Raw genomic sequence first — 22593 nt, forward strand, 5'->3', positions numbered from 1 at the left:
GTGTTAGCAATGGTAGCCATCGGATAAAAAATGATTCTGAATAATTTATAAGTAATGATTTAATATACTATTCAAATATTAGAAAGTTATTACTAGGAGGAGAAGTTATGAAAAATATAGTTATTTTAGATAAAAAGACTTTAGGAGATTTAAACTTTAGTGAACTTGAGAATTTAGGTAATGTTACTTACTATGATTCAACTAAGGCTGAAGAAGTAGAAGATAGAATAAAGGATGCTCATATAGTTTTAACTAATAAGGTTGTTCTTAAGGAAGAAAATCTTAAAAATGCAAAGAACTTAGAGTTAATTTGCGAAACTGCAACAGGGTTTAATAATATTGATATAGAATATGCAAAGGCTAAGAAAATTGCAGTAACTAATGTAGCAGGTTATTCAACTAATACAGTGGCCCAACATACTTTTGCAACAGTACTAGCATTATATGATAAGATTGCATACTATGATAACTATGTGAAATCACTAGATTATGCAAAAAGTGGACTGTTTACAAATGTAAGTGTTCCTTTTTATGAGTTAGAAGGAAAGACATGGGGAATAGTAGGTTTAGGAGCAATAGGTAGAAGAGTTGCTAAGATTGCTGAAGCTTTTGGAGTAAAGGTTGTTTATTATTCAACTTCAGGTAAAAATTCTAATAGTGAATATGAAAGAGTTACTTTTGATGATTTATTAGCAAAATCAGATATAATTTCTATACATGCACCATTAAATAAAAATACAGAAGGTCTTATTAATTATGATGCATTAAAGAAAATGAAGAAGAATGCAATATTAGTTAATATGGGAAGAGGTCCTATAGTAGTAGAAAAGGACTTAGCAAAAGCTATTGATGAAGAATTAATTGCAGGAGCTGCTTTAGATGTATTTGAAGTTGAGCCTATAAAAGAAGATAATCCTTTAACAGCTGTAAAAAATATAGAAAGATTAATTTTAACTCCACATATAGCATGGGCAAGTGTAGAAGCTAGAGATAGGTTATTTACTGAAGTTATTAATAATATAAAAGCTTTTTACAATGGAGAAATAAGAAATAGATTAGAAGTTTAAAAGATTTAGAAAATTCAAAAATAACATTGACATTGGAAAATTTTTGTAGTATATTACTAATTAACTAAATATTAAAAGGCTTGGAATGAGAGTAGTAGAAGGCATGAGATATTAAAGAGAGTTGGGGTATGGTGAGAGCCCGCATATTATCACTTTTGAACTCGCTCAGGAGCCACAAGACTGAAGGGGTATTAGGTCTTGTCGGTATATAATACCGTTATTTAAAGTAAGTTATAAGCTTGGATGGTACCGCGTAAATCGCTCCAATATATGGAGGGTTTACGCGGTTTTTTAATTTCCAAAATAGTAATTAAGGGGGCATTTAAATGAATTACAAAAAGTATAAAAAATTTCAAACTATTAAATTAAAAGAAAGAACATGGCCGGATAAAGAGATACAAAAGGCTCCGATTTGGTGTAGTGTTGATTTAAGGGATGGAAATCAAGCACTGATTAATCCTATGAATGTTGATGAAAAAATAAAAATGTTTAATTTATTAGTAGAACTTGGTTTTAAGGAAATCGAAGTAGGTTTTCCTTCAGCATCACAAATAGAGTTTGAATTTTTAAGAACATTAGTAGATAATAATTTAATTCCAGAGGATGTTAAGGTACAAGTCTTAACTCAGGCTAGACCACATCTTATAGAGAGAACCTTTGAAGCTTTAGAAGGAGTAAAAGAGGCAGTCGTCCATATTTATAACTCAACCTCTATACTTCAAAGAGATGTAGTTTTTAATATGAGTAAAGATGAAATTAAGGCTATTGCAGTAGATGGTACTAAGCTTGTTAAAGAGTACACTAAAAACTTTAATGGCAAAGTTTATTTAGAGTATTCACCTGAAAGTTTTACTGGTACAGAAGTAGATTATGCTTTAGAAATATGTGAAGCTGTTTTAGATGCATGGGGAGCTACAGGGGAGGAAAAGGTAATAATAAACCTTCCTTCAACAGTTGAAATGGATACTCCAAATGTATTTGCAGATCAAATTGAATGGATGAGTAGTAATTTTTCTAATAGAGATAGAGTTATATTAAGTGTGCATCCTCATAATGATAGAGGAACTGGGGTAGCTACAGCTGAGCTTTCATTAATGGCTGGAGCAGATAGAGTAGAAGGAACTTTATTTGGAAATGGAGAAAGAACTGGAAATGTGGATATTATTAATTTAGCATATAATATGTTTTCTCATGGAATAGATCCAGAGCTTAAATTAGATAATATCAATAAAATTATAGATGTATATGAAAAATGTTGTAAGATACCAGTTCATATAAGACATCCATATGCAGGGGAATTAGTATTTACTGCATTCTCAGGCTCTCACCAAGATGCAATTAATAAGGGTATGAAAAAATATATGGAGAGAGGCAATAAATATTGGGAAGTTCCATATTTACCTATCGATCCTAGTGATTTAGGAAGAGAATATGAAGCATTAGTAAGGATTAATAGTCAATCTGGTAAGGGTGGAGTTGCTTTCGTTCTTGAAAGTCATTATGGATATAAGATGCCTAAGAAGATGCATAAGGAGTTTGGAGCAGTAATACAAAAAGTAACTGAAAAATGTGGTGAGATTTCACCAAAGGTAATTATGGACAAGTTTAGTGAGGAATATTTAGCTATAGAGGAACCATTTAAATTAGTCAAGTTTAAGGTTGAAGATAATGATAATATAGAAACTGAAGGAAATAACACTAAAATTAATATTACAGTTTCTTATAAGGGTGAAGATAAAACATTTAAGGCTAATGGTAATGGACCAATAGACTCATTAAAGAAGGCATTAACTAATAGTAAATTAGTAGAAACTACTATTTTAGATTACGCCGAACATTCTTTAGGGGAGGGGTCTGAAGCTAAGGCAGCAGCTTATGTAGAAGTGAAGAGAACAGACAATGGAAATGCAACTTTTGGTGTAGGTGTTGATAGTAATATAACTGTAGCTTCTATAAAGGCGGTATTTAGTGCTATAAATAGACTTTATAAATAGATAAATAAGTGGTTCTGTTGCACAATGAAAAATTAAGAATGAATAATGAAAAATTAATGAAAATACTACTTATGGAGTTTTAAAAATGAAAGTAAGTTTATTAAATTTGTAATAATTGCATCAATAATTTTTAATTCTTAATTTAAGCTGATAATGAAACAGCTCTATAGATAGAAAAAGATAAAACTATAGCTTCCAATATATAAGTTATTTAATGAGATCATTATTGGATCTAACTTTCTTATTATATTGGAAGCTTTATTTATTTGTTTATAAATTAATTACTTCTTCATTTTTAAGTGTTAGTTTGCTATCTTTATATTCATTAAATAAAGATAAAACTAAATTTTTAATAGCTTTACCTATGATAAAGTAGCAATTATCATTTAAGTTAGCTAAGGATATTCTAAAGGACCATTGTGATGATGCAAACCCATCTCCATTTAGTAAAATAATTGAATAGTCTTTTGCTAAATCATATAGAAAATCAAAAGGTTCATAATTATCTAAAATATAATTTGCAAAATCTTCACCATATATCCTCTTTGACCAATCAATTATATTAATTTCAGTATAATAAGATGCATCCATAGAATTCTCTATAATTTCTGATTCAAGGCCTTCAAATAATAAAGCTTTTCTTTTTCTACATATATTAATAGTAGAATTTTTATATGAATTTTCTTTATCTATAAGAGTAAAACCACAGAATAAAGCCATTTGCACTTGTTGTGGAGTAGAAAGACCTGCAGTATGGTTTAAGGCTACTTTTCTACTATCAGCAACTAGCCTATCAATAAATTGTATATTATCTGGGGTTAGACTTAAGTGCTTGTACCTTTCGTTTGTATCAATTTTGTTGGAAGAATTAGATATTAATTTATTAAAAACATTATTTTTATGTAAGAGTATAGTTCCAAGTCTCCAACCTGTTACTCCAAAGTACTTAGATAATGAGTATACACAAATAGTGTTATAAGGTAAGTATGAAATAATTGATTTAAAATTATTTACAAAGGTACAGTACACATCATCTGTTATAATCATTAGATCTTCATTATATGTTTTAACTACATCGACTAAGTTTTCTATGCATTCTTCAGTAAGGGCCATAGAAGCCGGGTTATTTGGATTTACTACAAATAATGCCTTAATATTTTTATCCTTAAGCTTTTCTAGTTCTTTTCTTGAATATTGATAAGTTAGGTTATTATTTTCATCTACTTCATCTGCATGAATATGTACCACGTTAAAATCATATTCAGGAAGAAGAGGTATTTCTAAATAAGGTGTAAATATTGGTGTCATTAAAGCTATAGTATCACCCTTTTTTAGAAGGTTATTATATGTTAAGGAATCAAATATATAGCACATGGCTGCAGTACCACCTTCAACTGAAAAAACATCAAAGTTCTTATTATAAGTAGGTGAACAGCCAAGCTCCTTCATTAAATAGTTATTAACTATCTTTTCTATATGTATAAGATTTCTATCAGGATATGGATAGTTATCTCCAATAATTCCGTCAACTAATTCAAATAGAAAATCATCTTCATTAAAATTATATTCTTTTATAGAATAATCAATTATATCTTTTAAAAGATTAACACCTTGAGTAGAATGATTAAGGCTACAATAAGCTTTAAATCTTGAATAAATATCTTTCTTATTAGCCATTCCTGCAAGGGCATTTAATGAAAAAGTTCTCGAACATTCTTCTAATGCAAAGTTACCTAAAGCAAAGAAGGCTTGTCTAGGTGATGAAGCAATCCAATTTGGATTTCCTCTTCCAGCATCTAATACTGTTCCTTTAAATTTATCTTTATTTAGGTTGGCCAGTGAAATTAGTTTATCTTTTAATTCAAAGGGGCTTATCCTACCATAAAGATTTTTAAGGGTATCTTTATCTAATCTTTCGTTCATTTCAATTCTCCTAATTTAATTATCAACTATATCTATGGTTAAATAAATAATCTACATCTTGTAGTTTTATAAAATCTTAAGTGAAAAATTTTTAAAGTAGATTATACAATTTAAAGCATGTACAATTTTAATTTGTATTTAAGGTAACTATACTCTATTAACATATTCTACTTATTATATATAACCTGAAAATGTAAAAAATTATTATAACTTATATATTAATAGTATATAGATAAAGAAATAAAAAGCAATTATTTCTTGCAAAAATATAATTATATGAATTTAATATTGCAAAATATAATAATTTATAAAAAATAGATAATAACCTAGGGAAATTATTAATAAAAAAATAAAAGTATACATCAGAAAATATTTTATTTATATTTTAAAATTTAAATATGTATTGAATATATTGAGATATACATATATAATAACAATATAATTTTATAACGTTCGGTTGAAGGTAGCGGGAGAGTGATTTTTATTAAATCCACCGAAGAAGTAAATCTTTCAGGTATTAGGACCGTTGCTGGACGAACCTCTGGAGAGACTCGAATAGAGCACCGAAGGAGCAAAATGGAGCTGGCTCAAAATAGAGAATGAATAATTAATTTTGAAATTCCAGTAGGATTTTTAAAGGAAAATTATTCTTAATTCTTAATTGAGTAAGACAGTTACATTGAAACTCTCAGGTAAAAGGACAGGGGAAAGGATAGTATACTATCATATAATTTAAAATGAAGAAATTAGTAAAAAGGCTCCTTTTGGAGTTAAAAAATCAAATTATTTTTATAATTTGAGTTAATTTACATTAATAAATATTCATTTTTAATTGGAAGGTCTTTTACTATCTATTCTCCTCCGTAAAGATAATTTAAGGGGGACTTTTTTTATGTTAAAACAAATTGAAACTTTTTTAAATGCAGTGGATACTATTATATGGGGACCACCATTACTTATTTTGCTAGTTGGAACAGGTGTGTACTTAACATGGAAACTAAAGTTATTACAAATATTTAGATTACCATTAGCTATTAAGTATATATTTTCTAAGGAAGAAGATAATGATGAAAATGCGAAAGGTGATGTTTCAAGCTTTGGTGCATTATGTACAGCTTTATCAGCAACTATTGGTACAGGAAATATAGTAGGTGTTGCTACAGCTATTAAGGCAGGTGGACCAGGAGCATTATTTTGGATGTGGATAGCAGCTTTCTTTGGTATGGCTACTAAATATGCTGAAGGAGTACTAGCTATTAAATATAGGGAAGTAGATGAAAATGGACAAATGTCAGGTGGACCTATGTACTATATAAAAAATGGTTTAGGACTAAACTGGCTTGCGAATATATTTGCTATATTTGGAGTAGGGGTAGCCTTGCTAGGTATAGGTACTTTTGGACAAGTTAAGTCTATTGCAGATGCAGCATCAATAGGATTTAATATTCCTACCATAGTAACTGCAGTAGTAGTAACAGTTTTAGTTGCATTAGTAACTCTAGGTGGAATAAAGAGGATTTCAAAAGTATCAGAAGCAGTAGTTCCAGTTATGGCAGGATTATATATAGTTGGAGTTTTACTTGTATTATTCTTCAATTTTAATAAGATTCCAGCTGCTGTTTCTTTAATTATAGAAAGTGCCTTTAATCCTAAAGCTGCTTTAGGTGGAGCAGTTGGTATAACTATTACTATAGCAATGCAAAGAGGTATTGGAAGAGGCGTATTTTCAAATGAAGCAGGACTTGGAAGTGCTCCAATAGCAGCAGCTGCTGCTAAAACTAATTCACCAGTAAGACAAGGGTTAATATCAATGACAGGTACTTTTATTGATACTATAGTAATTTGTACAATGACAGGGTTAGTTATAGTAATTACAGGTACCTTTAGTGGATCATTAGAAGGAGCAGCCTTAACAACAGCAGCCTTTGAATTAGGTTTACCAATAGCTGTTTTAGGAAAGTATATAGTTAATATTGGACTTATGTTCTTTGCCTTTACTACAATATTAGGGTGGAATTACTACGGTGAAAGGTGTATAGAATACTTATTTGGAATAAAAGGAATAAAGCCTTATAAGTTAATATTTATTGCCTTAGTAGCAGTTGGACCTTTCTTACCATTAGAGATGATATTTATTATAGCAGATATAGTAAATGGATTAATGGCATTCCCTAACTTAATAGGACTAATAGGCCTAAGGAAGGTAGTAATATCTGAAACAGAAGAATACTTTAAAGAGTTGAAAGAAAAATCAGAGATAGTAGAAGTAGCTTAGACAATTGAAAATAAAATAATTGAAACTCAGCTTAGGCTGAGTTTTTTTAGTTGGATGAAAACCACATTGATTAATAACAACTAAATTCAAAGTTTATGAATAATACCAGAAGCAAAGGTATAAATTTCTTGTTGCCCCTAGGATAGTTAAGTTATCTAACTAATCTTACCTAATTTATTTAGTAAATATAAATTAATTCTTAAGTTTTAATGATAAGATTTAATTATAGGAAATATTATTATAATATATAAGTTATAATGAGAAATATAAGGTGCTGTGGCACAATGAAAAATTAATATGTTTTACTAAATAATAATTTTGACTTTTAATTTTTAGATTTATAGTGATATTGATAATTAAAACATAGACATGCTATTAAGCAAATTTAGAGGGGTGAGTTCTATATATAAGGGTAGTTACAGTGGTTTAAATAACTACAGCAAGGTAAAGTTTACTAATAAAAATATAAAAGCTGTAATTTTTTTATTAGTATGTTTTATTACAGTAATGTCTGTAATAACAGTAAAACTAATTGGATTATTTAATAGTTCCAGTAATAAGATGATTTTATCAATGGAAGAAATACAAAGTTATATAGATTTAGCAGATAAATATACTATAAATGGATATCAATTAAATTGGCAGGAGATAGCTGCAATTAATTATGTTATTAATGATAGTAGTTTTTCAATTAATGAAGATATATCAGAAACTATAGTAAATAGTTTACTCAAAAAAGATAAGGATGGGAATATTGTTGGTTTAAATAGCTTTAAGTCTGCAATTAAATCTTTTGATTTAAAAAGTAATGATGAAAAAGAGGCAATTGAAAAATTAAATATTTTAAAAAATAATTATATTCATACAGAGCTTGCAAATGATGTTGATAAGAAAAAATTTATCAGTGATGTTGAGAGTATAGCCTATGAAAATTATAAAAAATATGGGATTTTACCATCTATAACAATATCACAGGCTATTTTAGAATCTGGCTGGGGTGAATCTACATTATCAGCAGAATATAATAATCTTTTTGGAATTAAAGCTGACAGTAGATGGGATGGAAATAGTGTAGATTTAGAAACTATGGAAAACTATGATGATGTAATAGTAGGTGCTTTTAGAGCTTATGATAGTTTAAAGGAATCTATAAGAGATCATGGAAAATTCTTATATGAAAATGATAGATATGCACAAAACGGATTATTTAATGGGAAAACATACAAAGAGCAAGCACAAGCTTTAGAAAATGCAGGTTATAGCACTGCAAAAGATGAAGTGGGAAACTTAATTTATGCAGATAAGTTAGTAAAAGTAATTCAAGAAAATAATCTAATGATATTCGATACAGAAGCCAAAAGAAACAATTAGAATTAAATTGAGTAGAAGTCTTTAACATATTATGCTCTGTCTCCGTCGCGAGCTCCAAGTCGACCTACGCACAATATGTTAAAGACTTCTTGAGTAATTTAATATTTTTGATGTAGTGATACTAAAGGAGGAAATTCAGACGAGCTGAATTTCAACGATTGTTGTTGAGTGTGTGGAAAATTTTGATGAAGTACCATGTGGCAGAATGGGTTATTTTAAATTGTGAATTGTTAGAAAAGATAAATAGAAAATGTGAAATAAGCATATGGCGAAAAATTAGAAGTACTTTGTGAAGTGAAAGCTGTTAGGACTTAGAGTTGTTGGTTTGTCTAAGCGTATGCGAGTTCTACCAAAACTCTTGGTCTAGCAGTTTTTACGAGCCTAGAACTTCTTTTTGCAGATATTTAGCTTATGGAGCATATTCTATTTATCTTCGCATTTTATTTTATTTTAAATTTTGTTTCTGAGTCTATCAGTGGAATTTCTTTTTTGGAAACAGAGGTAACTTTTATGAAATAGTTACCTTTACTAATTAAGCTTATAAATTTAACTAAAGTATGCTCTGTTCCTTGGACTCTACCGTCTACAACAATGTAATATCTAAGCATAAATACCTCCGTAACTTATAATTATAAGAATTATAACATGATTTACTAAAGAATTTTAATTTTTCTGAAAATTATGTTAATAAAAATAGTAAATAGATGGTATAATTTAGAGGAGAGTTTATTTATGGAGGAAGATATATGGAAAAGACATTAGTATTGATTAAACCAGATGCAGTAAGAAAAAAGTTAATAGGTAAGATCATTAGTAAGTATGAAGAAAATAATTTAAGCATTATTAAGCTTAAAATGGAAACAATTACTGAAGAATTTGCTAGCATTCATTACTCAGAGCATATTGGGAAAGGGTTCTACAATAATTTACTATCATTTATTACTTCAGGGCCTTTATGCGCATTAGTATTACAAGGGGAAGATGCAGTAGAAAAGGTAAGAGAAATAAATGGAAAGACAGATCCAGAGTTAGCTAAAGAAGGTACTATTAGAAGGCTATATGCAGAAAATAAAACTGAAAACTGTGTTCATGCTTCTGATAGCTTAGAAAGTGCAAAAAGAGAAATTGAATTATGGTTTGGAAAATAAAGTCGGTATATATTATAAATAAGTATGGTAAAAAGGAAAATAGGATTTCATATAAGCAAAAAAGATTATAAACTTATAAAGATTAGTAAAAAGAGATACTGAAAGGTTAGTATCTCTTTTTGTTTTAAGTTAAATTAATAATAATACAAATTATGGAAATATTATTGGGGAATATTGAAATAAAGCTAAACAAAAGTTAAAATTATTATGGAAACTATTTTCATAATTAGCAATTATTGAATATTGTTACCAAAATATTATTTATAGGGGGAAAATTTATGAACAGAAAGAGAATTATGGCACTTTTACTGACGTCATTATTAGTTACTAATTTAGGGACTAATATGGTTATGGCTGATATTAATGATATAGAATATGTGAGGCAATATTCACAAATGTATGAATCAGAGCCTATTGCTGAAAAATTAGTAGCAAAATCGGAGATTACAGCAACAGCGACAAGTGCTCAATCAGGTGAAGGAGCAGATAAGGCTATTGATGGTAATACATCGACTTTATGGCATACTCCTTGGACTGGGGTAAATATAGCTGAAAATCCACAAAGTATAACCTTAAGTTTAGGAAAGGTTAGAAATGTATCATCAATTCACATAACACCAAGACAATCAGGAAGTAATGGAAAAATAAAAGATTATAAAGTTTATGCAGGTGATAATCTAATTGAAGAAGGAACTTGGAAAACTGATTTAGCTACAAAATATATAATTTTAAATGAGCCAATAGAAACTGATAGTATAAGAGTAGAGGCGATTTCTACTATAGGAGATACAAACAATAAATATGCAAGTATAGCAGAAATAGATGTATATGAAGCTGATGAAGCACCTTCTAAATTTGCTTCAGCAGAAAATTTACAGATAAATAATGGCGTGGGCGGTGATTTATCTGACCATTTAGAAAAGGTTTTAAATAAAGAGGAAGGTACTGCAGTTATTAGATTTCAATCTACTAACTCAGGACTACAAAGTTTATTTAGTATAAGTAATAATACTAGAGCAAATGAGCATTTTCATGTATATGTAAATGGAGGACAAGTAGGTTATGAATTAAGAAAGCAAAGTGGAAACGTTTCTACAGGTGTTATAAGTAAATCCTTAAATAAGGGTATAAATACTATTGCCTTTAGAGCTGAAAAGAATAGTGGATACTCAATATATTTAAATGGTGAGAAAATATTAAATAATAATGTGGATACAGCTAATTTCTTAGCTTCACTAGAGGGAGCTAATACATTTAAATTAGGTACAACTGATAGAAGTGCTGGCTCAAATGAGTATAATTTTACAGGTAAAATTGATTTCTTTGAATTTTATGATAGACCTTTAGTAGATAGATATCTTACAGAAATAACAGGACAAACAGCTACACAAGCACTACCATTACCTGAAGGAGCTATTAAAACAGATCCAGTAGATGTATTTACTCCAGGTGAGCTAGGATCTAATAACTTTAGAATACCATCATTATTCACTACAAAGGAAGGTACTTTAATAGCTGGAATAGATGCAAGAATAGGTGGAGGACATGATTCACCAAATAATATAGATAGTGGAGTTAAAAGAAGTACTGATAATGGGAAAACTTGGGATTCTGGACAAGTGGTATTAAACTATCCAGATAATGCGTCAGGAATAGATACGGCAATATTACAAGATGAATCAACTGGTGAGATTTTTATGTTGGTAGATGCATTCCCACATGGGGGAGGTACATGGCAAGCACAAAGAGGTAGTGGTTTTTCTGATATAGAAGTGAATGGGGAAACTGTTAGAGCTATGAATTTAACACATACAAATGGAAGTAAGTATTATGCGATTCCAGGAGATGAAGGTTCAGAGTTTGGTAATGTTATAGACTCAGAAGGAAATCTTACTTCTTATAAAGTAGATGTAGAAAATAATTTATATAAATATAATGTAAAGATTGGTAATACTTTTGGAGCAAGCAGTGAGTTAAAAGCATACATGACTTCCTACTTAGCACTTGTTTCAAGTAAAGATGATGGAGTAACATGGAGCAAACCAAAAATAATTTCAGGTCAATTTAAGAAGGAGTGGATGAGTTTTCTTGGAACTGGACCAGGAAGAGGATATCAAATAAAAAATGGAGAGAATGCAGGTAGATTAATATTCCCTGTATACTCATTAAATAGAAATCAGAAGCAATCTAGTGCTGTTATATACAGTGATGACCAAGGGAACACTTGGGAAATTGGAGAATCAGTAAATGATAATAGATTAGTTAATGGAATAACTATTCAAGGTGAAACATTTACTGGAGTATCAGGGGAGGAAATGACAGAAGCGCAAGTTGTTGAAATGCCAAATGGAGAATTAAAAATGTTTATGAGAAATCCATCTAGAGGCAATCCAGCTGTTGCAACAAGTAAAGATGGTGGAGAAACTTGGGAAGATATAATTGATTATGAATTAGACTTAAAAGAGCCTTACTGTCAATTAAGCGTAATAAATTATGAAGGAGAAATTGATGGGAAGCCAGCAGTAATTTTTGCAAATCCAAATTCAAGTACAAGAGCAGAAGGAACAGTGCAAATTGGATTAATAAATAATGTTGGAACAGAAGAAAATCCAGTTTGGGATTTTGAATGGAAATATAAGCAATTAGTTAAACCAGGTTATTATGCATATTCTTGCTTAAGTCAATTAGAAAATGGGAATATAGGACTATTCTATGAAGGTACTCCTACAGAAGAAATGTCATTTACTGAAATGAATATTGAGTATTTAAAGGCAGATCTTTTAGCAGATGCTCCAGCAGCAATATTGAAATCAATTACAAGCATTGATAATGTTAAAAGATATACTCCAGGAGATACATTTAATTTTAAGGTTACTTTTGATCAAACAGTTAGTCTTATTGGTGATAGAAATTTAACTCTTATAATTAATGGTAAGGAAGTATCGAGTAGTGCAACTAGAATTAGTGGAAATGAATATAAACTTACAGGTGTTTTACCAGAAGATATAGGTGTTGGTACACATAAAATATCAGTGAAAGCGAAGAGTGGGTTAGAAGTAATTAATTCTATTGGAAAGGTAATGGATTTATCTAATAATATTGAAACAGAATCTACAATTATAGTTGAAGATAAAGCAGTAGAAGAAAAGGTTAAGTTTACTTTAAATGGAGAAGAATCAATTAAAGCAGGAGAAAATTTAGATGTAAAATTAGCATTATCTGATATAGGAGAATCAGAAGAAGTCTTTGCTGTAGATGCTAACTTAACTTATGATGCAACAAAGTTTGAGTTAGGAGAAGGAAGTATTACGGCTATTGATGGGGAAAAGACTTCTGTTTCATATAAAGAAATTGAGCCAGGGAAGGTTAGAATTATTATAGCTTCTTTAGGAACACCAATAGTATCTGCAGAGGAAATAGTTAATATAAGTTTAAAAGCTAAGGATACTATAGGTTTAACTGATATAGGAATATCAGGAACTTATGCTGATGGAATGGGTAGTAATAAGGAAATAGTAGCAAGTAGTATTTCTGTAGATATAAAAGAAAATATAGTAGTAGATACTAGTAAGTTAGAAATTTTAATATCTGAAGGTGAGATGTTAGAAGAAGAAAGCTATACTCAAGGAACGTGGGCAAACTTTATAGAAGCCTTTAATGGAGCGAAATTAGTAATTAATAAAGCTGATGTTACTCAAGAAGAGGTTGACACAGCAGCAAGTTTATTAGAAAAAGCAATTGCTGGTTTAGAAAGAGTTGAGCAAGAAAGTATATTTACTAAACATTTAGAAATTGCAATTGAAATGGCAGAAGATATAACAGAAGAAGATTTAACTGATGTTATTCCAGTTGTAAAAAAAGAGTTTAAGGAAGCTCTTATTGAAGCTAAAGATATTATGACTAAATTAGAAGCTGGAAATGATATTACCCAAGAAGTTGTAAATAAATCTTTTGATAGATTGGCTAAAGCAATGCATAGTTTAGAGTTTAAGGGAAATAAGACTGAGTTATTAGCATTAGTTGAAACCATTAAAGGATTAAATGCTAAAGACTTTACAAGAGAAAGCTTTAAAGTACTTCAAGATGTATTAAATAGCAAGGATGTACAAGATGTAATAAATGATGAAAATGCGTTAGAAGCAGATATTACAAAAGCTTATAATGCCTTATATGATGCATTTACTAAACTAGAGGTAGAATTAGTTAATAAGGATATGTTAAATAGTTTAATAGTTAAAATTGAAAAGTTAACTGAAAATGAATATATACCGTCAACATGGGAAAATTTACAGGGAGTATTAGAAATATCTCGAGGTGTAACTGCTAATAATGAAGCAACTCAAGCAGAAGTTGATGAAGCATATTTTAACTTATTAAGAGCATATTTAGATTTAAGAATAAAACCAAGCAAAGATAAACTTGAAGATTTAATAAATAAAGCTGAACAATTAGATTCTAGTAAATATACTAAGTCAAGCTGGAAAGCTTTAGGTGGCGCAGTAAAATCAGCAAAATCTGTATTTAAAAATGAGGAAGCTACAAAAGTGCAAATAGAAGAGGCTGAAAAAGGAATAGAAATTGCTATCGCTAATCTTGAACCTAAAGAAATTGCAAGCTCTGGTAATAATGGAATTGGAGAAGACAATGATAACGGTAGTGGAACTGGAGATAACAACAATAACGGTAGCGGAAATGGAAGTAATAATGGCAATAATAGCGGTGAAACTGGAAGTAATAATGGAAATAAGGGTAGTGGAACTGGAAGTTTAGGACATAATCAAAAATTACCTAATACTGGTGGTGTTCCTTCTGCAGCAATTGGATTATTTGGTACAGTATTAGCTTTAGTTGGTGGATTTTTTGTTAAAAAGAAGGATGGTCATCAATAAGAGATAGCTATTAGTTATATAAATTGATATGGTTATTTAGGAATATGAATTTAAGAATTAAAAATTAATAAAAAACTTTTAAAGAAGTTCTAAATTTAAAACTTGTAATGGGGCTGTTCTTAAACAGTCCCATAATATAAAAGTTTTAACTTCTAATAAAACGGAGTTTTTTATCAAATTGATATTATGAAATATTCATAATGTAATTAGATCTGACAAATTTATTGATATAAGTAGCGATGTAGAGTAGATAAAGAATTTAGATAATGGAACAGTTGCAATTAAATTTAAAACAAGTCTGTAAATCAAAATAATACGCTATTTTCAATATCTGATAAAAATTCTACGAATAGTTACTTTGAGGTAAAGTTATTAAATGGTCAAATTAGATTAGAAACAAAAGATAATGGAAGTAATATGATGTCATATACAGCTCAAAATAAAAATTTCGCTAATGGAAAATAGCATACTCTATGTAGATGGAGAAATATCTTATGTTGAAGTATATGATAAAGCTTTAAGTGATGATGAAATAAATAGTATAAGTGAAAAAGTAGATAGTAATAGTGATTTTACAGAAATAAGAACTAAGGCTCTTCAAGATGGTGTAGCAAATTCGTGGGTTTTAATTGGTGATAATTCTACCAGTGGAAATGGTGTTACTTATGGATATAAGAACTATGTAGAGTACTTTGAAGAAAGAGTTCGTTGGGAGTTAATAGGAAGTCCAATGATAAATAGAGAAAGATATGTTATTAATTCTGGAGTTGATGGATCAGATTCAGAAAGTATAAATACAAATTTTGATAAGTGGGTAGCTGAATTTGATCCAGAAATAGTCTCTATAATGATAGGTGGAAATGAAAAGGGGACTGCCGAAGAATTTGAAGCTAATTTAAAAGAAATAATTGAAAAATCTAGAGAGATTAATATGCTACTGAAAAAGTGAAGTTTTTCAATTAATATTTTATTTAAAAGCAAAAAAGAGATAATAAAGCTAAAGCAGTTTTATTATCTCTTTTATAATATATAACTATATTTTTAATGTACTAATTTATTTTAACTTTCAGCCAAGCATCATCATAAAGTTTAATTTTATTTCCTAAATCTATAAAGATTTCACATTTATCTAAAATTTCTTCTGCTGGATATACTGTTTCATCTTCTTGAGTTTCCTCATCTAATAATTCATATGCGCCCATATTTGGAGTAGCATATCCAATATAATCTACATTTTCAGCAGCATTTTCAGGCTCTGATAAGAAGTTTATAAATTCTTCAGCTTCAGTTTTATGCTTAGCGCCTTTAGGGATTACCATAACGTCAAACCATTTATTAGAACCTTCTTTAGGAACTACATATTGTAAGTTTAAATCAGGAGCTTCCTCTTGAATATAGATTGCATCTCCAGAATAAACTGTAGCAAATATTGCTTCGCCATTTATCATCTTATCTTTTACTTCATCCATTACATAAGATTGAACTAGAGGTTTTTGTTTAATTAGTTCATTAACAGCTTCATCTAACTCTTCTTGATTTGTAGAATTTAATGAATATCCAAGTCTAGTTAGTGAAATTGCAAGAGTGTCTCTAATAGAATCAAACATAAAGATCTCACCTTTATATTTTTCATCCCATAAAGCATCCCAGCTATCAATTTCACCATCAACTCTATCTGCATCATATATTATACCAATTGTTCCCCACATATAAGGAATAGAGTATTCGTTGCTAGGATCGTAAGAAAGATTTTTAAAATCTTCTCCAATATATTTAAAGTTAGGTATATTATTAAAATCTATTTTTTCTAGCATATCTTCTTTAATCATTTTTTCTACCATGTAGTCAGAAGGGAAGATTAAGTCATAGGTACCAGGGCTATTTTTAACTTTTTGATACATTATTTCGTTAGACTCATAAGTATTGTATATTACATCAATACCAGTTTCTTTTTCGAACTTTGAAATTAAGTCTTCATTAATATAGTCACCATAGTTAAAAACATTTAATACTCTTTTACCATTTTCTTCGTTATTACCACATCCTACAAAAAGAGAGGTAGTTAATGCTAAAGAAGATACAACAGCCAGTAATCTTTTAAGCTTTTTCAACTTTATCACCCCTTGATGTAAATTCTTTTCTATTTGCAATTAATAAAAGTGTTAATACTGTTACAAACATTAGAGTTGAAAGAGCATTAATTTCAGGCTTAATTCCTCTTCTAGCCATAGCAAATATTTCTATAGAAAGGTTAGTAACTCCTGGACCTGCTGTGAAGAAGCTTATAACAAAATCATCTATAGACATTGTAAATGCCATAAGCATACCTGCAAAGATACCAGGGCTAATTTGAGGTAATATTATCTTTCTTAAAGTATATGAAGGTGTTGCTCCTAAGTCTAAGGCAGCATCTTCTATATTCTCAGGTAATTGTCTAAGTTTTGGTAATACTGCAAGTATAACATAAGGGATGTTAAATGTTATATGTGCTAGAAGCATAGTAGTAAAACCAAAATCTAATTTAGTAAGAGGTCTTAAGAAGATAAATAAACTCATTAAGGCAATCCCTGTTACTATATCAGGGTTTAGCACTGGTAAATAATTTATATTTAATAATAGTGCCTTTTTTGGACCTCTCATTTTATTAATTCCAATTGCAGCAAGTGTACCTATTACAGTTGCAACTAATGATGAAATAACTGCAATTACTACTGTATAAAATAGTGCTTGCATAATAGTTTCATTTTGGAAAAGTTGTTTATACCACTTTAAAGTAAAGCCTGACCAACTTCCCATAGTCTTAGAATCATTAAATGAAAAGATTATTAAGGCAGCAATAGGTAAATATAAGAAAATAAATATTAATACTAAATAAAATTTCTTAATGAAATTTTCAAAACCTTTTACCATAATTGTCCGCCTCCTTCCTTAGAATCTGATTTATCAAACATATTCATAATAGCCATACAAACTAATATAATTACCATCATAAAGATAGATATAGATGAACCGAAGTTCCAATCACCCATCATTGTAAATTGTTGTTCAATTAAGTTACCTAAAAGCATGTATTGACCACCACCTAGTAATCTAGAAATTACAAAGGTAGATACAGCTGGCATGAATACCATAGTTATTCCTGATATTACTCCAGGCATACTTAGAGGTAAAGTTATTTTTCTAAATATCTGCATTCTGCTTGCACCTAGGTCAGCAGCAGCATTTAGTAAGTCATTATCTATTTTAGTTAAAACAGTATATATTGGTAAAACCATAAAAGGTAAGAAGTTATATATCATACCTAAAATAACTGCACCATCATTATATAAAAAGTTAAATGGTCCAAGTCCTATTTGTGAAAGCATGTTATTAATGAATCCGTTCTTACCTAGAATAGGTAACCAAGCATAAGTTCTTAAAAGGAAGTTCATCCACATAGGAACTATAAATAACATAATTAATATATTTCCTTTAGATGGTTTCATTTTAGAAATTATATATGCAACAGGATAGCCTAAAATTAAGCACCAAAAAGTTGATAATAATGCAAGTTCTAAACTTCGTCCAAATACTTTAATATATTGAGGTTGAAGTAATCTAGTAAAGTTTTCTATTGAAAAACTATACCCTCCATCAGGGTTAGCTATTGTAAAGCCAAAAAATAATACTATTAATAAAGGAATTACTATGAATAAACCGCTCCAAAATATAAATGGATAAGCTGATAGACTTTTTCTATTTTTCATTATTGAGAAACCTTTCTCATAATATGAATATCTTCTGGATAAATATCTAATCCTACTTCAGAATTAACTTCAGCAAACTTAGTATTGTGAATTATCCAAGTTTTATTTTCTTCTTCAACTTCCATTTCATAGTGAACTCCCTTAAATATAATTGACTTTACGATTCCTTTAAGCATTCCATCATTTGAATCAACTATTTTAATATCTTCTGGTCTTACAACTACATCTATTAATTCATCCTTATTAAATCCTTTATCTACACAATCAAATATTGTATTACAGAATTTAACCTTATAATCTTCAAGCATTACTCCATCTAATATATTACTTTCTCCAATAAAGTCTGCAACGAATGCATTAGAAGGTTCATTATATATATCTTCAGGAGATCCCATTTGTTGAATCTTTCCTTTATTCATAACTATAATTGTATCTGACATTGTTAATGCTTCTTCTTGATCATGAGTTACGAAGATAAAGGTAATTCCTAATCTTTGTTGAATTCTTTTAAGTTCCAATTGCATTTCTTTTCTAAGCTTTAAATCTAGTGCACCAAGAGGTTCATCTAATAAAAGAACTTCTGGCTCATTAATTAGTGCTCTTGCAATAGCAACTCTTTGTTGCTGACCACCACTTAAAGATTCTATTTTTCTTTTTTCAAAGCCACTTAAAGATACTAGTTTTAGCATTTCTTTAACTTTTGAATCTATTTCATCCTTAGGAGTTTTCTTAATTTTTAAACCAAAAGCTATATTTTCATATACATTCATATGAGGGAATAAAGCATATTTTTGGAATACGGTGTTTACTGGTCTCTTATATGGAGGTAATGTGGATATATCCTTACCATTAAATAGAACTTCACCATTATCAGCCTCTTCAAAGCCTGCAATGATTTTAAGTGTAGTAGTTTTTCCACATCCGCTTGGACCAAGTAATGTTAAAAATTCATTTTTTCTTATTTTTAAAGAAAGATCATCTAAAACACAGTTATCTTCAAAAGTTTTAGAGATTCCCTTTATTTCAATTATATTTTGTTCCAAAATAAACACCTCTTTCTATAGATTAAAATGATGGTGGAGTACTAATCCATATTACCTTTGCTTGGGTTTTACCAGCATTAGATATATAGTGATTAGCTCTAGGCTTAAAATAAAAGCTTTCACCTTTTTTCACCTTAAATTTCTTTTTACCTAAATGTAATATTATAGTTCCCGATAATACAAAACCAAATTCTTCACCCTCATGTGGTTCTTCTTCCACATATTGCCCTTGAGGTTCTAAAGTTATCATTATTGGTTCCATTTCGTTCTTTTGTGCATTAGGTATTAGCCACATTAATTTATATTTTAACTCTTCGTTTTCCGTTTCAAACATATCTTCATAAGTAAAAGCAACTTTTTCCTCAGTAGCATCACTAAAGAACTCTGTTAAGTTAGTTCCTAGAATTTCTAAAATATCAATTAATGTTGCTATTGATGGAGAAGTTAAATCATTTTCTACTTGTGATATAAAACCCTTAGATAATTCACATCTATTTGCAAGCTCTTCTTGAGTTAATTGCTTTTCTATGCGCAATCTGCGTATTTTCTCACCGATTTCCATAATATACCTCCATCTGTTATAAACTTATAAGTTCTAATTAATATCCTACATTAACCTTCATTATATTCTATTTTAATGAGATTTATGTAAGGCTAGTACTTTAGTAACCTATATATAAATTAAAATTATATGATTTCAATTCTTTATATTTTTACTTAAGCAAGATTATTAATTTATAATTTTATAAATTAAATAGTATAAAGATAATTAATTGAAACATATATACTAAACCTTAGGTTTAAAATTACTAAACAAACAAGGTATATTATAATTACTTATTGGGAATAAATCAACATTTTTTTGGAAAAATATAAAAAAAATTATTCTTCGTAAGCATTGATATTATTAAGATAGAGGAGTTTTTAATAAAAAAGGTTTAATAAAACAACACTTAAAGTTTAGTAATACTAAATTTTTATTTGAAGTAAAAATTTATGGTAAAAAATGAAATATATTTGAAGCAAGATGAATTCTTAAGTCTATGAAAAAGAGTACTTATATATTAATTAGTATTATTAAGCAAATAATAATTTTTTATATTTATAGAATGTTTGTGCTAATTTCTTGATTATAGGTATAATTTATGAGATATTTAATTATAGTTAATTATTTAAGATATAAGCTGTGGGTGATATAAAATGGATAGCAATATTAATTTGTATAGAAGGAATGGGAAAAGTGTATATATTAAAATGCCAGAGTTTAATGAGTTAGCTTATGTTAAAGAACTTTGGAGTGATAAAAAGAATATTGGTGATACTGGAGAAATATATTCATTTTCAAGAGATAAGTGGGAAATGTTTTATAAGAAGATGGTATATCCAACTGATGGCAAAAACTTTTATTGTCTTGTATATACTCTAGAGAATGAGCCTATTGGAGAAGTAAGTTTTCATGGATATAATTCTGCTACTAAGGTAGCAAGAATTAATTTGAAAATACATTATAACTTTAGAAGAAAGGGTTACGGTGAAGAAGCCCTTAGATTATTATTAGAGTATTATTTTCTTCAATTTGGAGGACAAGCTATAATTGATACAGTCCAATCAGAAGAAGCTAAACTTTTGATGAAAAAACTTGGATTTGAAGCAATTAATAGTTATAAAAGTCATTGGACATTTAAATTAACTAAAAAGACTTTTTTAGAAGGAAATTTAAATAGTAAAAAAGTCGTGGCTATTTTAGAGTACAATGATTATCATATTATAGAAAGAAACTTACCTTTTGAAATATTTAGTAAAGCAAATGATATATTAAAGGAAGAGTATTTTAGCTTTTATTATTTATCAGTTAAAGATATAGAAAATAATCTTGAAATAAAGAAGATTAGACCAAACTTTTTATTTATCCCTGGGGGAAAGGGGATTAATAAGATTTTAGATAATAAAGAGGTCTTATTGTATATTAGTGAGGTTTATAAAGAATGTGATTATATTACGTCTTTTTCTAATGGATTGCATTTATTTAAGGATTTAAGTAATATTGAGGGAATAATGATTCCAAAAGCTAAATGGAAGATTGAAAATACTATAGAGACAAATAAATCCTTTGTAGACAATGGGAAAATAATGATTTCCTCAAATTTAATAGGACATATAGAGCTTTGTTTATGCATAATTAAGAAGGCTCTGGGGGATGATATTTCAAAAGAAGTAGCAAAAGAAATAGGATACTGTGTTGATAAGTAATTTGAAACTAAGAATTAAAAATTCATTTTTAATAATTCTGAAATAATTCCATAAATAATTCTTCATTAGTCTCTATTGTACAATTTTTATAAAAAAATTATAATATTATAGGTGAAATGATTTCACTTATTATTTTTAGAGGAGAATAACATATGCTAAAGGGTAGAATTCATTCCATTGAAACAATGGGTCTAGTAGATGGGCCGGGAATAAGAGTAGTAGTTTTTTTTCAAGGGTGTAAACTAAGATGTCTTTACTGTCATAATCCAGATACTTGGAGTGATAAAGGTGGAGAAGAGTATACAGTTGAAGAATTACTTGCTAAAATTAAAAGATTTAAGAGCTATTTTAAAACATCTGGTGGAGGAGTAACTTTTTCAGGTGGAGATCCATTAAGACAACCAGAATTTTTATTAGAGTTATTAAAAGAGTGTAAGAAAGAAGGTATTCATACCTGCATAGATACTTCAGGAGTTGGCTTTGGAGATTACACAGAAATTTTAAAATATACTGATTTAGTATTATATGATGTAAAGCATCTTACTGAGGATGGATATTTAGATATGACTGGTTCTAAAATAGATGAAAGCAATAAGTTCCTAGAAGACTTAAAAAAATCAAATGCAAAGATTTGGGTAAGACAAGTAGTTGTTCCTGGAAAAACTGATAGTGAAGGTTATATAGGTAAATTAAAGGAATTTGTTGATACATTAGATAATGTAGAAAAGGTTGAACTTTTACCATATCATTTATTAGGTGTAAATAAGTATGAAGCTTTAAAGCTTAAGTATAGACTTGAAGGTGTACCACCTATGGATAGAGAAGAGTGTCAAAGATTAAAAGAAAAGTTTTTTAATGAATATTAAAATATTAAAAATAAATGGAGG

At 29.0% G+C, this 22593-nt stretch carries 16 protein-coding genes, 2 riboswitches and 1 other annotated feature; of the genes, 9 read left to right on the plus strand and 7 right to left on the minus strand.

Going from position 1 to position 22593, the window contains the following annotated elements; translation table 11 throughout:
• Window positions 1-107: 107 nt before the first annotated feature.
• Both E5347_RS00625 and leuA read left to right on the plus strand, forming a co-directional pair.
• Entirely contained in the window at window positions 108-1067 is a 960-nt protein-coding gene (locus tag E5347_RS00625) for a D-2-hydroxyacid dehydrogenase (protein WP_136003531.1), read from the plus strand.
• 72 nt (window positions 1068-1139) lie between these two features.
• Window positions 1140-1336 (plus strand) — a binding site (T-box leader).
• A gap of 57 nt (window positions 1337-1393) precedes the next feature.
• The gene (gene leuA, locus E5347_RS00630; protein ID WP_136003534.1) at window positions 1394-3061 is read left to right on the plus strand and encodes a 2-isopropylmalate synthase; all 1668 of its coding nucleotides are present in this window, start codon (window positions 1394-1396) and stop codon (window positions 3059-3061) included.
• 270 nt (window positions 3062-3331) lie between these two features.
• Here the strand turns inward: leuA and aspD are convergent, their stop codons facing one another.
• On the minus strand, window positions 3332-4984 hold the full coding sequence (gene aspD / locus E5347_RS00635) for an aspartate 4-decarboxylase (RefSeq protein WP_136003536.1): 1653 nt from the start codon (window positions 4982-4984) through the stop codon (window positions 3332-3334).
• A 457-nt stretch (window positions 4985-5441) separates the two neighbouring features.
• A riboswitch (glycine riboswitch) is annotated at window positions 5442-5520 on the plus strand.
• Between the two features lie 2 nt (window positions 5521-5522).
• A riboswitch (glycine riboswitch) is annotated at window positions 5523-5691 on the plus strand.
• Window positions 5692-5876: 185 nt separating this feature from the next.
• On the opposite strand from aspD, the gene E5347_RS00640 reads away from it, so the two are divergent.
• Window positions 5877-7259, plus strand: coding sequence for an alanine/glycine:cation symporter family protein (locus tag E5347_RS00640; RefSeq protein WP_136003538.1), 1383 nt, complete (start codon window positions 5877-5879; stop codon window positions 7257-7259).
• Window positions 7260-7652: 393 nt separating this feature from the next.
• Window positions 7653-8630 (plus strand): glycoside hydrolase family 73 protein, encoded by a 978-nt coding sequence (locus E5347_RS00645; protein WP_243109695.1) that lies wholly within the window; start codon window positions 7653-7655, stop codon window positions 8628-8630.
• Window positions 8631-9070: 440 nt separating this feature from the next.
• Here the strand turns inward: E5347_RS00645 and E5347_RS16745 are convergent, their stop codons facing one another.
• Window positions 9071-9238: a hypothetical protein gene (locus E5347_RS16745; protein WP_168354876.1), complete on the minus strand. Its 168-nt coding sequence runs from the start codon at window positions 9236-9238 to the stop codon at window positions 9071-9073.
• 138 nt (window positions 9239-9376) lie between these two features.
• Between E5347_RS16745 and ndk the strand changes: the two genes are divergently transcribed.
• The 3 genes from ndk (at window position 9377) to E5347_RS00660 (ending at window position 15616) form a co-directional block, all read left to right on the plus strand.
• Window positions 9377-9778, plus strand: a complete 402-nt coding sequence (gene ndk, locus E5347_RS00650; RefSeq protein WP_136003542.1) for a nucleoside-diphosphate kinase — start codon at window positions 9377-9379, stop codon at window positions 9776-9778.
• A 278-nt stretch (window positions 9779-10056) separates the two neighbouring features.
• Complete coding sequence (locus E5347_RS00655; RefSeq protein ID WP_136003544.1) at window positions 10057-14667, plus strand: sialidase domain-containing protein; 4611 nt, start codon at window positions 10057-10059, stop codon at window positions 14665-14667.
• 454 nt (window positions 14668-15121) lie between these two features.
• The gene (locus E5347_RS00660) at window positions 15122-15616 is read left to right on the plus strand and encodes an SGNH/GDSL hydrolase family protein (RefSeq protein WP_136003546.1); all 495 of its coding nucleotides are present in this window, start codon (window positions 15122-15124) and stop codon (window positions 15614-15616) included.
• Window positions 15617-15716: 100 nt separating this feature from the next.
• Here E5347_RS00660 and E5347_RS00665 read toward each other — a convergent pair whose 3' ends face one another.
• From E5347_RS00665 to E5347_RS00685, 5 genes are read right to left on the minus strand one after another with little or no spacing between them, the layout of a single operon-like run.
• The gene (locus tag E5347_RS00665) at window positions 15717-16778 is read right to left on the minus strand and encodes an ABC transporter substrate-binding protein (RefSeq protein ID WP_136003548.1); all 1062 of its coding nucleotides are present in this window, start codon (window positions 16776-16778) and stop codon (window positions 15717-15719) included.
• Complete coding sequence (locus tag E5347_RS00670) at window positions 16765-17577, minus strand: ABC transporter permease (RefSeq protein ID WP_136003550.1); 813 nt, start codon at window positions 17575-17577, stop codon at window positions 16765-16767. Before E5347_RS00670 ends, E5347_RS00665 begins: the two co-directional genes overlap by 14 nt.
• A complete protein-coding gene (locus E5347_RS00675) occupies window positions 17571-18413 on the minus strand; it encodes an ABC transporter permease (RefSeq protein ID WP_136003552.1) in 843 nt (280 codons plus the stop codon). Before E5347_RS00675 ends, E5347_RS00670 begins: the two co-directional genes overlap by 7 nt.
• Complete coding sequence (potA, locus tag E5347_RS00680) at window positions 18413-19456, minus strand: spermidine/putrescine ABC transporter ATP-binding protein (RefSeq protein WP_136003554.1); 1044 nt, start codon at window positions 19454-19456, stop codon at window positions 18413-18415. Before potA ends, E5347_RS00675 begins: the two co-directional genes overlap by 1 nt.
• 22 nt (window positions 19457-19478) lie before the next feature.
• The gene (locus E5347_RS00685) at window positions 19479-20018 is read right to left on the minus strand and encodes a helix-turn-helix domain-containing protein (protein ID WP_136003556.1); all 540 of its coding nucleotides are present in this window, start codon (window positions 20016-20018) and stop codon (window positions 19479-19481) included.
• Between the two features lie 638 nt (window positions 20019-20656).
• Here E5347_RS00685 and E5347_RS00690 point away from each other — a divergent pair.
• Window positions 20657-21706, plus strand: a complete 1050-nt coding sequence (locus E5347_RS00690) for a GNAT family N-acetyltransferase (RefSeq protein WP_136003558.1) — start codon at window positions 20657-20659, stop codon at window positions 21704-21706.
• A gap of 152 nt (window positions 21707-21858) precedes the next feature.
• Window positions 21859-22572 carry a pyruvate formate-lyase-activating protein gene (pflA, locus tag E5347_RS00695; RefSeq protein ID WP_136003560.1) on the plus strand — a complete coding sequence of 238 codons (714 nt, stop codon included), beginning with the start codon at window positions 21859-21861 and terminating at the stop codon, window positions 22570-22572.
• Window positions 22573-22593: the final 21 nt, after the last annotated feature.

Origin of the sequence: Clostridium sartagoforme, assembly GCF_004794105.1 — a bacterium.
Taxonomy (GTDB): domain Bacteria; phylum Bacillota; class Clostridia; order Clostridiales; family Clostridiaceae; genus Clostridium; species Clostridium sartagoforme_B.

Excerpts from the sequence above, each read along its gene's own strand:
- aspD (WP_136003536.1), bottom strand. The coding sequence starts at position 4,984 with ATGAACGAAAGATTAGATAAAGATACCCTTAAAAATCTTTATGGTAGG.
- leuA (WP_136003534.1), top strand. The coding sequence starts at position 1,394 with ATGAATTACAAAAAGTATAAAAAATTTCAAACTATTAAATTAAAAGAA.
- E5347_RS00660 (WP_136003546.1), top strand. The coding sequence starts at position 15,122 with ATGGAAAATAGCATACTCTATGTAGATGGAGAAATATCTTATGTTGAA.
- E5347_RS00690 (WP_136003558.1), top strand. The coding sequence starts at position 20,657 with ATGGATAGCAATATTAATTTGTATAGAAGGAATGGGAAAAGTGTATAT.
- ndk (WP_136003542.1), top strand. The coding sequence starts at position 9,377 with ATGGAAAAGACATTAGTATTGATTAAACCAGATGCAGTAAGAAAAAAG.
- E5347_RS00670 (WP_136003550.1), bottom strand. The coding sequence starts at position 17,577 with ATGGTAAAAGGTTTTGAAAATTTCATTAAGAAATTTTATTTAGTATTA.
- E5347_RS00685 (WP_136003556.1), bottom strand. The coding sequence starts at position 20,018 with ATGGAAATCGGTGAGAAAATACGCAGATTGCGCATAGAAAAGCAATTA.
- E5347_RS00625 (WP_136003531.1), top strand. The coding sequence starts at position 108 with ATGAAAAATATAGTTATTTTAGATAAAAAGACTTTAGGAGATTTAAAC.
- pflA (WP_136003560.1), top strand. The coding sequence starts at position 21,859 with ATGCTAAAGGGTAGAATTCATTCCATTGAAACAATGGGTCTAGTAGAT.
- E5347_RS00655 (WP_136003544.1), top strand. The coding sequence starts at position 10,057 with ATGAACAGAAAGAGAATTATGGCACTTTTACTGACGTCATTATTAGTT.
- E5347_RS16745 (WP_168354876.1), bottom strand. The coding sequence starts at position 9,238 with ATGCTTAGATATTACATTGTTGTAGACGGTAGAGTCCAAGGAACAGAG.
- E5347_RS00640 (WP_136003538.1), top strand. The coding sequence starts at position 5,877 with ATGTTAAAACAAATTGAAACTTTTTTAAATGCAGTGGATACTATTATA.
- E5347_RS00675 (WP_136003552.1), bottom strand. The coding sequence starts at position 18,413 with ATGAAAAATAGAAAAAGTCTATCAGCTTATCCATTTATATTTTGGAGC.